Genomic DNA, 13,274 nt, shown 5'->3' on the forward strand with positions numbered 1-13,274 from the left:
CTGCCTCTGCCGCATAGGAACTCGCACTCTCGCACAATGTGTGCTGCTCGCTTTGCGAGATAGTGAATGGGTGTGCCGCAGCTAGCCGTAATGATCGGGCGCTCGGGTGCGCTATGTGGCGGTGATTTGGGTGGCGGCGGTGCGAAAGGCTTGCAGGACGGTGGCTATGGCGGGGCGGGTTGCGGCGCGGGGACGCGTGGCCAGTTCGTAGAGGCGGGCGGCGCGGACGCCGGACAGGCGCAGGACGACGAGGTTCGGGTGGGCGACGGCCCAGCGGGGCATCAGTGCCACGCCGTAGTTCGCGGCGACGAGGGTTTCGATGACACGGAAGTCATTGAGGCGCTGGGCAATACGGGGTTGGACGCCGGTCATGGTCGCGATGGAGCGCAGCACGTCGTCGACCGGGAAGCCGCCGCGGACGCTGAGCCAGGTCTCCTCGGCGAGTTCGGCCGGAGTCACCTCGGTGCGGGTCGCGAGCGAATGGGTCGGTGCGACAACGACATCGGTGGGTTCGCGCATGATGACCGTGGTACTGACGCGCGGGCCCGCGATGCCGGGTGAGCGCTCGTCGCGGTGAGTGAGGACGATGTCGTAGTCGGCGAGCAGGCGCGGTACTTCACTCGGCGGCACGTCCTCGTCACGGGCGACGACTTCGACACCACTGTGGGCCAGCGCGGGCAGCACCCGCGGCAGCAGCAATGCGGCGCCGGACGGGAACAACGCGACCCGGACGCGTCCGCGTGCAGACCCGCGATAGTGCGCCATCTCGGCCACCGCCCGGTCCATCGCGGCAAGTACCTCATCGGCGCGCACCACCAGCGCCTGCCCCGCATCGGTGAGCCGAACCCGCCGCCCGTCAGGCTCGAGCAACGCGACACCCGCCTCCTTGGCGAGCACCTTGAGCTGCTGCGACACCGCCGAAGGAGTCATCGAAAGCGCCCCGGCCACAGCCGCGATAGTCCCCCGATCCGCGAACTCCCGCAGCACCCGCAGCCGTTCAACCGCCATCGGCGGCCCAACCCGGCCGCCCGCCGCTTCGGTCGGCTCCGTCCCTGCGGGTGGTGATACGGCTGCGTGAACTGAGGTCCCCGCGCCACCGGACGAATCGGTGTGCGCCGGTCTCGCAGCCTCCGCCACCCCTGCCGATGCCGTCGACCCGGCCGCCGACGCGGTTGACGGTGATACTTCGACCGACTGCGAGGTACCCCTTGGCTCGCCGGCTTGGGGCAACGGTTGCGGGGCGTCGGAAGACCACGAGGGATGGCTACGGGAAACCATTAAGCGATGCTACATCATTAGTGCAAAATTATTCGATTGTGCTTAGTAGTTTTACTACCGACGATAAAGAGCATGACCAATCGCGACCGTGTGCTCGGGCTTACCGTTGTCGTGCTGTGGGGGCTGAACTTCATTGCGATTCGGGTGGGGCTGAACCACTTTCCGCCGTTCTTTTTCGCCGCGCTGCGGTTCGCGGTTATCGCGGTGCCGGTGCTGATGTTCGTGCCGAGGCCGCAGGTGCCGTTGCGGTGGTTGCTGTTGTACGGAATCGGGTTCGGGATTCTGCAGTTCGCGTTTCTGTTCACCGCTATGCGGGCGAGTATGCCGACCGGGTTGTCCGCATTGGTGCTGCAATCGTCCGCGCCGTTCACGGTGGTTCTGGGGGCGTTGTTCCTGCGGGAGCGGCTGCGGATGACCCAGTTGCTCGGCATTGCGGTCGCGGTGGCGGGCATTGTGGTGATCGGACTCGATCGCGCACAGCATGCGGCCCTGTTGCCGGTGCTGCTGACACTGGCGGGTGGTCTGAGTTGGGCCTTCGGCAATGTCGGCTCGCGCTTGGCCGCGGCGTCCGGCGATGTCAACCCGCTGCATCTGACGCTGTGGATGACGGTTGTGCCGCCGATCCCGATGTTCGCGCTGTCCGCAGTCGTCGAGGGACCGACAACCGGTTTGCGCGCATTGACCGACGTCGCTTCCCCAAGCGGCTGGCACGCGCTGCTCGGCCTCGCCTATATCGTCGCGCTCGGCACGATCGCGGGCTCGGGCCTGTGGACCTACCTGATGAGCCGGTACCCGGCCAGCACTGTCGCACCCATATCCCTGCTGGTCCCGGTGGTCGGCATCCTCGCCGCCCAGGCCGCCTTCGGCGAGGACCCGACGCCGCTGTCGCTGCTCGGTGGCGCCGTCGTGATCGCGGGTGCATTCGCTGCGACAAAGGTGGGTCGCCGCGATGCGAATGCGACAGCGGCAGTACCGGATTCGACCCTGCCGCCGATGCCGGAGCAAGATTTCGGCAGGCGACCCCGAATGGTGGACGCCTGAGCCGACCGGGCACACGCCAGGGTAAAACCGGGTTCCGGCGGGCGGCGTCAGGGGTGGGTCGGCTCCCCACCGATAGTCGCTTTACAGTGTTTGCGGCGACAGGGTGTCCGGAGGCTGGAACATTGTCGAGAAACTTGTCGGTGCTCGGAAGGGTAGCGTCGAACGGTTTGTTCGACGCGCTATAGGCAGCAAAGAAGCGCATGGTAGATCAGCGATCGACGGTGTCGCGACGAACACTGCTTCGCAGCAGCGTCGCGGCGGGGGCAGTAGTGGCCGGTGGATCGAGGCCGGTGCCTGCCGCGGGCAGTTCCGGCGGCAGGCGGGTCGCGGTACTCGGCGGTGGGGTCGCGGGCTTGACCGCGGCACACGAATTGGCCGAGCGTGGATTCCAAGTCACCGTATTCGACAGACGTGCGCTCGGGGGCAAGGCGCGCAGCATTCCGGTGCCGGGCAGCGGCTCAGCCGGACGGCCGGACCTGCCGGGCGAGCACGGCTTCCGCTTCTTTCCCGGCTTCTACCAACACATTCCGGACACCATGCGGCGAATTCCGTTCGCGGGCAATCCGAATGGCGTCTGGAATAATCTGATCGGCGTGCCGGAGGTGCGTTTCGCCCGTCTCGGCGGCGATGATTTCCGACTTCCCCTCGGCCTCGAGGCCCGCACGAATTTCACCCCGGACGCGTTCCGTGAGACCGTCGGCGCGGCAATCGCGACGGCCCTGAAAATGCCCGCCGGCGAGGGCGCCTACTTCGCCGATCGGCTACTGGTATTCAACTCCAGCTGCGACGCCCGCCGGTTAGGGCAGTGGGAGCACACCTCATGGCACGACTTCGTCGGCGGCCGCCAGCGCTCCCACGAATTCCGCACCCTGCTCTCGCGCACACTGACCAGCATCATGGTGGCCGCGAAGGAAGATATCGCCAGCGTCCGCACCATCGGCACCATGGGCGAGCAGTTCCTCGGCAACCCCTTCGAAATCGGCAATGACGGCTCATTGGACCGGGTGCTGAACGGGCCGACCAATTCGGTGTGGATCGATCCATGGGTGCAGCGGCTACGCGAGCTCGGCGTGCAATTCGCGCTCGGGGCCGAGGTGCGTGGACTCGAGGTGCGCGACCGGCGGATCGCCTCGGCCCGCATCGTCGATGAAACCGGCGCCCAGCGCGGCATCGACGCCGACTATTTCGTCGTCGCGCTGCCCGCCGAACAGGCCCGTGCCCTGTGGTCGCCCGACGTGCTCGAGGTGCGCCCGGAACTGGCCGCCATGGATCGGCTCGTCGTCGACTGGATGAACGGCATCCAGTTCTATCTGCGCAGGCCGATGGATATTGCGCACGGTCACACCGCCTACATCGACGCACCGTGGGCGCTCACCTCGATCACCCAGAATCAGCTGTGGACGCGCAAACTCACCGAATTCGGTGACGGTACGGTGCGGGACTGTCTTTCGGTCGATATCTCCGATTGGAACACCCCCGGCATGCTCTACGGCAAGCCCGCCAAGGAGTGCACGCGCGAGGAGATCGCGCGTGAGGTCTGGGCGCAGCTCGAGGCGCATCTCAACGATCGCGACGACCTGTTGCGCGATGCCGATCTGCATTCCTGGTTCCTCGATCCCGGCATCAGCTGGCAGGAATCCCAGCGGCGCAATGCCAATGCGGATCCGCTGCTGATCAATACCGCCGGATCCTGGGAGTGCCGGCCGCAGACCCACGGCGCACTCGAGAACCTGTTCCTGGCGGGCGATTACGTGCGAACCAATGTCGATCTGGCAACCATGGAGGGCGCCAACGAATCCGCGCGCGACGCGGTCAATGCCATTCTCGACGTTTCGGATTCGAATGCCGAACGCTGCCGCAAGTTCACCCTGTACCGGGCTCCCGAATTGGAGCCGCTGCGCCGCATCGATGCCGACCGCTACGCCGCGGGCCAGCCCAACCTGTTCGATGTCCGACTGTGATCGATCTCCCCTCGCGGGAACATAATTCGATCGTCCGCGAGGCCGTGCCGGTGCTTTGATCGAACTATGGGTGAGATCACCGATAGCAATACGATCACCGACCCGGCCGAGCTGCGGCAGTTGCTCGGGGAGGTCGTGCCGCGAGCCGCTACGAAGGAGCGCGTCGCACTGCATCCCCGCGACCGCGATTGGATCGCGGCCACCCCGTTCATTGCCCTGAGCACCAGTGATGCCGATGGCAATTGCGATACCTCACCGAAGGGCGATCCGGCCGGCTTCGTGCAGGTCCTCGACGACACCACCATCGCCATTCCGGAACGGCCGGGCAATCGCAGGGCCGACGGCTACCTGAATATCCTCAGCAATCCGCACGTCGGGCTGCTGTTCATGATTCCGGGCCGCCGCGAGACGCTGCGCATCAACGGCCGGGCCCGCTTGGTCCGCGATGCACCCTATTTCGACGATATGGTCGTCAAGGGTCATCGACCGATCCTGGCGATCGAGGTCGATATCGAGCAGATCTTCTTCCACTGTGCGAAGGCGTTCATCCGCAGCCAGCTGTGGGAACCGGAGCAGTGGCCGGTCGACAATCTGCCGAGTCCGGCCCGGCTCGTCAAAGAGGTCCAGCCCAATGTGACGGAGTCGGTCGAGGAGCTGGAGCGCCACTACTCGCCGGAAAATTACAACGCCAAGCTGTATTAGACAAACGTAAGCACTGATTTCGTCAGCACACGGGTAACTCGTCGGGTACGCCCAAAAGTCGTTGATCACGTACCCGGCGGCCCGGAACGGGAATCTACCCGTGTTCGATGACCGGCAAAAGTTCCGGGGAGGCGGGGGAGCTGGGCCGCAGCGAATGCGCCGCCGAGCAGAACACATAGACTCGCGGCGTGGCAGACATAACGGTGCGCGGTCGACTCGCGCTGCGAGCGGCGGCGGCAGCGTCGTGGGCCTCGCAGAAGGCGGGCCGCGGCAAGGGGTCGATGATCGGCGGGCTGATCGCCCTGCAGATCGATAAGACGATCATGGATCAGCTGGGCCGCGGACGGCGCACGGTCCTGGTGACCGGCACGAACGGTAAGTCGACCACCACCCGGATGACCACCGCCGCACTGAGCACCCTCGGCAAGGTCGCCACGCAGGCCGACGGCGCGAATATGGACGCCGGCATCGTGGCCGCGCTGAGTGCGCACCGCGGGACGCCGCTGGCCGCGATCGAGGTGGACGAACTGCATCTGCCGCATGTCACCGATTCGCTGAATCCGTCCGTGGTGGTCCTGTTGAATCTCAGCCGCGACCAGCTGGACCGGGTCGGCGAGATCAATATGATCGAGCGCAAGCTGCGAGCCGGACTGGCCCGGCATCCGCAGACCGTGGTGGTCGCCAACTGCGACGATGTACTGGTCACCTCCATCGCCTATGACCATCCGAATGTGGTGTGGGTCGCGGCGGGCAGCGGTTGGTCGATGGATGCGACCAGCTGTCCGCGCAGCGGGGAGCCGATCGTCTGGGAGGGTGCGCATTGGCGCAGCACCGGCACGGATTTCGAACGGCCCGAACCGAATTGGTGGTTGGACGGCGAGGAATTGGTCGGACCCAACGGTATTCGGCTGCCGCTGAAATTGGCGCTGCCCGGGCGGGCCAATAAAGGCAATGCCGCGCAGGCGGTCGCCGCGGCGGTCGCACTCGGCGCGGATCCGGCGGCGGCCACGACCGCGGCGGGTACCGTGCGCGAGATCGCCGGTCGCTATCGGACGGTGCAGGTCGGCGAGCACGCCGCCCGGCTGCTGCTCGCGAAGAATCCCGCGGGCTGGCAGGAGGCGCTGTCGATGATCGAGCCTGATTCGGCCGGTCTGGTGATCGCGGTGAACGGGCAGGTGCCCGATGGCGAAGATCTGTCCTGGCTGTGGGATGTGCGGTTCGAACATTTCGAAGGCGTCCAGGTGGTCGCCGCCGGTGAGCGCGCCACCGATCTCGCGGTGCGCCTGACCTACGCCGGAGTCGAGCACACCACGGTGCCGGATCCATTGCGCGCCATCGCATCCTGTCCGGCGGGCCGGGTCGAGGTACTGGCCAACTACACCGCGTTCCGCGATCTCAACCGCGATCTGGAGGAGCGAATCTGATGGCAGCATCGCATAGCGATTCGATCAAGGGTGGTGGCCGGGTGCCGGGCGGGCCCGAATCGACCGTACGAATCGGCCTGGTGCTGCCCGATGTGATGGGTACCTACGGCGACGGTGGCAATGCGCTGGTGTTACGACAGCGACTGCGCATGCGCGGCTACGATGCCGAGATCGTCGAAATCACTCTTTCCGACCCGGTTCCCGAGTCACTCGACATCTACACCCTTGGCGGAGCGGAGGATTCGGCGCAGCGCCTGGCGACCCGGCATCTGCAGCGTTATCCGGGACTGCAGCGGGCCGCCGCGAAAGGCGCTCCGGTACTTGCCATCTGCGCCGCGATCCAGGTGCTCGGTCACTGGTATGAGACATCAACCGGTGAGCGCGTCGACGGCGTCGGGCTCATCGATGTCACCACCTCCCCACAAGCCAAGCGCGCCATCGGTGAAGTGACGACCACCCCGATGCTCCCGGGTCTCACCGCCGCCCTCACCGGCTTCGAAAATCACCGCGGCGGAACCAAACTCGGCGGCGATGCCAGCGGGCTGGCGCACGTCACCCGCGGCGTGGGCAATGGTGTCGGCGACGGCATCGAGGGCGTGGTCCAGGGCTCCACCATCGGCACCTACATGCACGGCCCCGCGCTGGCCCGCAATCCGGAACTCGCCGATCTGCTGCTCATGCGCGTCCTCGGCGTGGATGAACTCCCCCCACTGCACCTGCCCGAGGTGGACCAGCTTCGCCGAGAACGGCTGCGCGCCTGAGCACCTGATTCGGATGATCCGTAGCGGGCGTGACCATGTCACCCAGGGGCATGGCGGATTTGGGCGCGTTGTCCGATATGGACAACGCGCCGAGTTTTCGCCGGTAGCTTCGGCGGAATACGGAGTGATGCACGATACGCTCCCGCTATGGCGACGATCACAACAACGAAATCGGAACTGCTCGAAGAACAGTCGGAATCGGCGGATGGTCGGCCGTTTTTGATCAGCCGCCTGTGGGCGTGGCGACCGCGACCGCTACATGCTTCGATAGTCGTCACCGGCGTTGTCGCACTAACATCATTCGAAATGTCGTTTGCCGCATTGCACGACCTGTCGGTGCGAAACCTGGTGTCGCCTGCGCTCGCCGCGAATGTGCCGATCGCCATCGACGGACTGGTCATCGGTTCGATCATCGCCACCGCCACCTTCCGGCGGCACAGCTCCGCCTGGTGGTACGCCACGGCGCTGTTCGTCTTCTGGACCCTGGTGTCGGTTGGCGGAAATATCGAGTACGCGCGCGAAATCGGGGGTAGCCCCGTGTCTTTGTCACTGTATGCGGGTATGCCGCTGACCATGCTGTTCGCGGTGCATCTCACCCTCATGCTCTTCGGGCGCGGACGAGATCGCGCGCGCAACGCAGAGAACGCGGCAGCGGTACAGGCGGATCGCGCATCAGCGATGCGAGCGGACCACGTACCAGCGATGCAGGCGAACCGCACACCAGCAATGCAAGCGGACCGCACACCAACAACGCAGGCGAACCCGGCACCAGCAACGCGGCCGAACTACAGACCAATAATGCAAACGGACCACATACCGACAACGCAGGCGAACCCGGCACCAGCAACGCAACCGAACCCCGCGCCAGCAACGCAGGCGAACCCCACACCAACAACGCAAGCGGACCTTGCACCGGTAGCGCAGGCAAACCACGCACCAACAACGCAACCGAACCCCACACCAACAACGCAGGCAAACCACGCACCAACAACGCAGGCAAACCCCGCACCAACAACGCAAGCGGACCTTGCACCGGTAGCGCAGGAGAGCCGCGACCAAGCGGCAGAGGAGGATTGGGGCCAGCGCGCGGACGAGGATTCGGATAACACAGAGGGCGATCAGGATTCGGCATCGCAGCAAGAGCGTGTCGTACTGACGCGACGCACCGCGATACGGGAGAATACCGACCCGTTGCCCGTCGCTGCGAAGAAGTTGCCGACCAGCGCACTGCCAGGAACAGCGACATCCCCGCGGATCACACCGACATTCGCGACCACCGGCGCGGGCGGCAAGACAAAGATCAACCCCTTTTGACTCGAAACTGCTTCAGCCACAATCGGACACGTCGATGGAGTGAGCGATGGCTTTTACCGTTTGGCAAGACCAGGGCGTAGATCAATTCCGGGAGGTCGCGGGTCGGCTCGCGTCGGTGATTCAGAGCGGCATCGATCGATCGGGCGCATTGAACCAGTTCGCCGAATCTATCGGCAGCGGGGAAACATTCACCGATCTGATGATCGAGTACGCGTCGCGGTGGTTCACCGAAACCGGCGGACGCTCGACCTTGATCGGGCCGGAGTTGTTCTGGTTGCTGTCGGAGCCGAGCCCACGCCGGGTGTCCGGCGCGGGCCTGCGGGTCCCGGAATCGTATCTGGATACCGAATTGACGGCCGGACAGCGGGCCCGGATTTTGCTGCTGATCTGCGTATACGAGGCGCTGTCGCAAAATCACTGGACACCGGAAGGGATAGCGGACCATGTCATCGCGACTAACGGCGTCGGCTGAGCACGGGTGGCGCAGAGGCCGTGGAGGAGGCGCATTTGACTACACCTGCACCGGAGCCACGTCGACGGATACGGTGATCGAACTTTCCTTGGCGTCGGTGTAGATGATGCCACGCAGCGGCGGCACATCGGCGTAATCGCGGCCCCACGCGACGGTCACGTACCGCTCGTCGGCGAACTGGTCATTGGTGGGATCGAAACCGATCCAGTGGCCGGTCCCCTCGTGTGCGGTATCGCCGGGCACCCATACCGCCGACCAGGCGTGGGTCGCGTCCGCTCCGATCATGCGTTCCTTACCCGGCGGCGGATCGGTGGCCAGGTAACCGGATACATAGCGTGAGGCCAGCCCGTGTGAGCGCAGGCAGGCCGCGCCGATCCGCGCGAAATCCTGGCAAACGCCCGCGCGCGCGGCGAAGACGTCGGCAACCCTGGTGGAAACCGTGGTCGAACCGGATTTGTAGGTGAAGTCGGCGAAGATACGGGTGTTGAGTTCGGTCACCGCTTCCAGCAGCGGCCTGCCGGGCGTCAAGGATTCGGCGGCATATGCGGTGACCTCGGGGGTGATCTCGGGCGGATGCAGGTCGAGGCTGAATTCCACCGCCAGCGGGCCATTGGCGGTGCTCGGCCGGGCCTGCTCCCATGGTTCGGCGGTCGCGCTCACCGCCGCCGCATCGGGTATCTCGACCTCGACGACGGATTCCCCGGTGACGACGAGCTTCGTATGTTGTGCCGTGACATGGAAATACGAGGTGGTGTTGCCATACACATCGGCGCCGATCGAGCGGTCCGATGGCATCGGATCGATATGGATGTCATGCGCGAGCAGGCGCTGTCCAGCGAACTCCCGCGGCGTCAGAAAGGCGCGCCCATAGGAGCTGGTGACCTCGTCGGAATATTTGTAGGTGGTGCGATGCTCGACCCGATAGCGCCGGACGGCGGCGGTGCGCGCGATCATCCAACGACCCTCGTGCTGCCCCACAGCGGCTGGATGCCGACCGGCAGCGCCAGTTTCGTGGTCTCGAACGATTCGGAGATCTTGCGCAACCGCAAATGCACGCCCTCCAACAACTCGGCCAGTTCGGTGCGCCGCCCCTCGGCATCGGTGATATCCAGATCGTTCGGGTCCACCCGGTGCAACATGCGCTGGGCATCGGCCAGCAGCCGTTGTGGACGTGAGGATCCCGAAGCCCCCGGCAGCGCCCGGAAGTCGGCATCGAGCTGATCCAGTTGATAGGCCAGTGAGCGCGGATTCCCGGCATCGAACAGCAGCAGCCCGGCCACCGCCGATACCCGCACCGAATCCCGATGCCGCCGACGGTAACTCACCGACGACTCGGTCGCCTCGAGCACCGTTTCGGTGACAACCCGCTCGGTCTCCGGTGGACAGGAATTCGTCAGCGCGGCCGCGAGCAATGCCGTCGACGACAGCCCCCGCTCGATGCGCTTGCCGATATCCATGACGTACCAACCGGTATCGCGCACCAGCGATTCGGCACCGATGCCGGACAGCGAGAGCAGCGCCGCCAACGACAGCGAATGCACCGCCGACAATGCCGATTCCTGATCGTCACCGGTGAACCGATACTCCGCCAGCGCCCGATCCACCGCACCCAGAATCATCCAGGTATCCACCGACAACTGATCCCGCACCGCGCGCGCCGCCGACCCGTACCGCTTGATCGCAAACGCCATCGACCCCGGGATATCCCCATTGACGGTCAACGCCACCAAGTAGTCATGCCCCTCCCGCCCCTCCCCCGGCGGCGCCGTTCGCCCGGTAATGGCCGCAACCGGCCTCGACCCCGTATCCGCATCGGCAGTCGACGCGTCGGCAGTCGCCGAGCTCGCACCCTCGCCGCTCGCATCGGAACCGAGTGCGCTCGAATCTCGCTCTCCCACAACAGAACTCGAATCATCAGCCTTGGCCTCCATCGCCGCATCGGGCAGCACGCTCAGCGGAGCCAGGGTGCCGGTGGTGCGGGCCAGCGCGGCCATGAGGGTGGGCAGTGCGTCGGCGCCTGGCAGCCATGGGCGGTAGCGGTAGTCCTGATAACACTCGTGTGTTGCGATCAGCAGTCGCACAACGGCTTCCGCGCGTTCGCCGTAGCGGCCCATCCAGAACAGGTCGTTGAGTACGCGGGGGGAGCTGACCAGTTCGATTGTCGGGGCGCGGCGTTCGCGTTCTTCCTGGGCGGGTTCGGTGCTGATGGCGGCAACCGCCGTCGGCGCGGCGCGGACCCAAATATCTTTGGCGGCAACCTTTATGACCACCCGCTCCGGATGTAGGCGCTGACGCAGTTGACCGAGGCCGCCTTCCATCGCCGTATAACCACCGCGACGGGCGAGCGAGAACAGTCGCATACCGACCGGCGCCGAGGCGAGCCCGCCGTATCCCTGAACCGCGGGTGCGACCGAGAACTGCGCGGGCTCCTGTCCGACCCACTGCCAGCCGCGGTCCTCGATCCGCGCGGCCAGTTCCGCGCGTTGCGCATCGGATAGTTCCGGACCGAACAGCGTCGCACCGTCGACCGCCGAACGAATGATCAGCCGACCCAGATTCGCGATCAGATGCGACCGCTCGCTGTCATCGCCGCCCCAGTATGTCGGCGCGCTCTCCAGCGCCAACTCCTCCCCGAGCAGCGCCCGCGCGATCCGTGGCAGGAATCCGGCCAGCGCTGGATTCTCCAGTAACCCGCTGCCGATCGTATTCACCACGGTCACCGCGCCGCGTCGCAGCACCTCCACCAGCCCGACCACGCCGAGCCGCGAATCCGGCCGCAGATCAAGCGGATCGGAGAATTCGGCGTCCACCCGGCGCAGCACCACATCGACCCGCTTCAAGGTGCCGAGCGAACGCATCCACAGCGCACCGTCGCGCACCACCAGATCCGCGCTCTCCACCAGCGGAAAACCCAGCGTCGAGGCGAGATAGGCCTGATCGAAGGCGGTTTCGGAATGCACACCCGGACTGAGCACCACGACGACCGGATCATTGTCATCGGCCATCGGCGCGGATTCGATCAACATCAACCGCATGGCCCGGGCGAACGGCGTCAGTGGGCGCGGATTGGAATGTTCGAAGGCCTCGGGGATCGCCGTCGACACCACTCGCCGGTCCGCCAGCGCGTATCCGGCCCCCGAGGGCGCCTGCGCCCAGTCGGCGATCACCCGGAACTGTCCGTCGCTCCACCGGCTGAGATCGCAGGCGTGCAGGAACAGCTGGTGCCGCCCCGGAATCGTGATGCCATGCGCGGCCCGCACATATCCGCTGTTGCCGAATACCACCTCCGGCGGCAGCAGACCGGTGGTGATGGTGCGGCGCGGGCCGTAGATATCGGTGAGTACCTCGTCGAGCACCCGCGAGCGCTGCACCAGCCCGGCCTCCAACCGAGTCCAGTCGTCGGCGGACACCAGCAGCGGAATCGGATCCAGCCGCCACGCCGTCGGCAAGGGCGGTTCGCCCGCCACGCCCATTTCGGTGTAGTAGATGCCGTCGTCATCGATGAGTCTGCGCACCCGGCTGTCCAGGCGCCCGAGCCCGGTCGTGCCCAATTCGACGAAATCGGCCGACAGCTCCGACCACATGCGCCGCACCCCACCCACGGGATCGACCAACTCGTCGTAATAGCCGCCCGTCGGCCGACCGCATTCGTCATAGCCCGCGGTATCCGCACCCTCGGCGCGATACCTGGCCAACTGTTCGGCGACCTGTTCGCGCACACTGAGGTGTCCAGCATGCAGCAGCGTCGTATCCCCGTCGGTACCGGGGTCCCGGGCACCGGGCCCCAGCGGTTCGTCGCGCATTGTCACCGCGCCGACCTCGCTTCCCGTGCCAGACGTTGCCCCGGGGCGACACGCATCGAATACGCCTCGATCTTGGTCCGCGAATGCGGTGCGAGCCGCGTTCGCACTGTATGGGGATGGACCTCCACCAGCCGGTCGAAGGTGTTGGTGGTCCGGTCTTCGAGCGACACCTCGATGCCCATGCAGCAAGTTCATCACACCGCCGCTGGCCGTGGCGCGGCATGAACAGTCGGTTTTCCGGACAGTCGCCGTGCCGATGCCGTCGCGACACGCGGCGCGCGACACGCGCCGCGATCTCCCACCACCTGTCCGAGGCGAGTGCTAAGACCGATACACGAGCCGATCTCGTCTGGAGGTCATATGCGTGCGCAGAACTGTCCGTCTTGCGAATCCGTCGTCGACCACTGCCACGGCACCCTCATCGTCCACCTCGGCCGCACCGCCGAATGCACCGATGCGGACTGCATCGATTTCGCACACGCACGGCACACCTTCGTCGTCGACTGCGGTGACATCGC

General features: G+C 65.8%; 10 protein-coding genes. 7 read left to right on the plus strand and 3 right to left on the minus strand.

Annotation, left to right across the window (positions count from 1 at the left end; translation table 11 throughout):
- Positions 1-111: 111 nt before the first annotated feature.
- Positions 112-1,008, minus strand: coding sequence for a LysR family transcriptional regulator (locus tag ACW2Q0_RS27440; protein WP_457193807.1), 897 nt, complete (start codon positions 1,006-1,008; stop codon positions 112-114).
- Between the two features lie 342 nt (positions 1,009-1,350).
- Here ACW2Q0_RS27440 and ACW2Q0_RS27445 point away from each other — a divergent pair, with 342 nt between their 5' ends.
- From ACW2Q0_RS27445 to ACW2Q0_RS27475, 7 genes are all read left to right on the plus strand, one after another.
- Positions 1,351-2,319 (plus strand): EamA family transporter, encoded by a 969-nt coding sequence (locus ACW2Q0_RS27445; RefSeq protein WP_457193808.1) that lies wholly within the window; start codon positions 1,351-1,353, stop codon positions 2,317-2,319.
- 200 nt (positions 2,320-2,519) lie between these two features.
- On the plus strand, positions 2,520-4,280 hold the full coding sequence (locus ACW2Q0_RS27450; protein ID WP_457193809.1) for a hydroxysqualene dehydroxylase: 1,761 nt from the start codon (positions 2,520-2,522) through the stop codon (positions 4,278-4,280).
- A gap of 66 nt (positions 4,281-4,346) precedes the next feature.
- Positions 4,347-4,982, plus strand: a complete 636-nt coding sequence (locus tag ACW2Q0_RS27455; RefSeq protein WP_457193810.1) for a pyridoxamine 5'-phosphate oxidase family protein — start codon at positions 4,347-4,349, stop codon at positions 4,980-4,982.
- A gap of 188 nt (positions 4,983-5,170) precedes the next feature.
- Positions 5,171-6,406, plus strand: coding sequence for a MurT ligase domain-containing protein (locus tag ACW2Q0_RS27460; RefSeq protein ID WP_457193811.1), 1,236 nt, complete (start codon positions 5,171-5,173; stop codon positions 6,404-6,406).
- Entirely contained in the window at positions 6,406-7,167 is a 762-nt protein-coding gene (locus ACW2Q0_RS27465) for a type 1 glutamine amidotransferase (protein ID WP_457193812.1), read from the plus strand. Before ACW2Q0_RS27460 ends, ACW2Q0_RS27465 begins: the two co-directional genes overlap by 1 nt.
- A 147-nt stretch (positions 7,168-7,314) precedes the next feature.
- Entirely contained in the window at positions 7,315-8,481 is a 1,167-nt protein-coding gene (locus ACW2Q0_RS27470; RefSeq protein WP_457193813.1) for a DUF2637 domain-containing protein, read from the plus strand.
- 46 nt (positions 8,482-8,527) lie between these two features.
- Complete coding sequence (locus tag ACW2Q0_RS27475) at positions 8,528-8,953, plus strand: hypothetical protein (protein ID WP_457193814.1); 426 nt, start codon at positions 8,528-8,530, stop codon at positions 8,951-8,953.
- A 39-nt stretch (positions 8,954-8,992) separates the two neighbouring features.
- Here the strand turns inward: ACW2Q0_RS27475 and ACW2Q0_RS27480 are convergent, their stop codons facing one another.
- Positions 8,993-9,907: a transglutaminase family protein gene (locus ACW2Q0_RS27480; protein ID WP_457193815.1), complete on the minus strand. Its 915-nt coding sequence runs from the start codon at positions 9,905-9,907 to the stop codon at positions 8,993-8,995.
- The gene (locus ACW2Q0_RS27485) at positions 9,904-12,756 is read right to left on the minus strand and encodes a circularly permuted type 2 ATP-grasp protein (protein WP_457193838.1); all 2,853 of its coding nucleotides are present in this window, start codon (positions 12,754-12,756) and stop codon (positions 9,904-9,906) included. Before ACW2Q0_RS27485 ends, ACW2Q0_RS27480 begins: the two co-directional genes overlap by 4 nt.
- Between the last annotated feature and the right edge of the window lie 518 nt (positions 12,757-13,274).

Source organism: Nocardia citri (assembly GCF_054065835.1).

Excerpts from the sequence above, each read along its gene's own strand:
- ACW2Q0_RS27475 (WP_457193814.1), top strand. The coding sequence starts at position 8,528 with ATGGCTTTTACCGTTTGGCAAGACCAGGGCGTAGATCAATTCCGGGAG.
- ACW2Q0_RS27485 (WP_457193838.1), bottom strand. The coding sequence starts at position 12,756 with ATGCGCGACGAACCGCTGGGGCCCGGTGCCCGGGACCCCGGTACCGAC.
- ACW2Q0_RS27480 (WP_457193815.1), bottom strand. The coding sequence starts at position 9,907 with ATGATCGCGCGCACCGCCGCCGTCCGGCGCTATCGGGTCGAGCATCGC.
- ACW2Q0_RS27450 (WP_457193809.1), top strand. The coding sequence starts at position 2,520 with ATGGTAGATCAGCGATCGACGGTGTCGCGACGAACACTGCTTCGCAGC.
- ACW2Q0_RS27470 (WP_457193813.1), top strand. The coding sequence starts at position 7,315 with ATGGCGACGATCACAACAACGAAATCGGAACTGCTCGAAGAACAGTCG.
- ACW2Q0_RS27445 (WP_457193808.1), top strand. The coding sequence starts at position 1,351 with ATGACCAATCGCGACCGTGTGCTCGGGCTTACCGTTGTCGTGCTGTGG.
- ACW2Q0_RS27440 (WP_457193807.1), bottom strand. The coding sequence starts at position 1,008 with ATGGCGGTTGAACGGCTGCGGGTGCTGCGGGAGTTCGCGGATCGGGGG.
- ACW2Q0_RS27465 (WP_457193812.1), top strand. The coding sequence starts at position 6,406 with ATGGCAGCATCGCATAGCGATTCGATCAAGGGTGGTGGCCGGGTGCCG.
- ACW2Q0_RS27455 (WP_457193810.1), top strand. The coding sequence starts at position 4,347 with ATGGGTGAGATCACCGATAGCAATACGATCACCGACCCGGCCGAGCTG.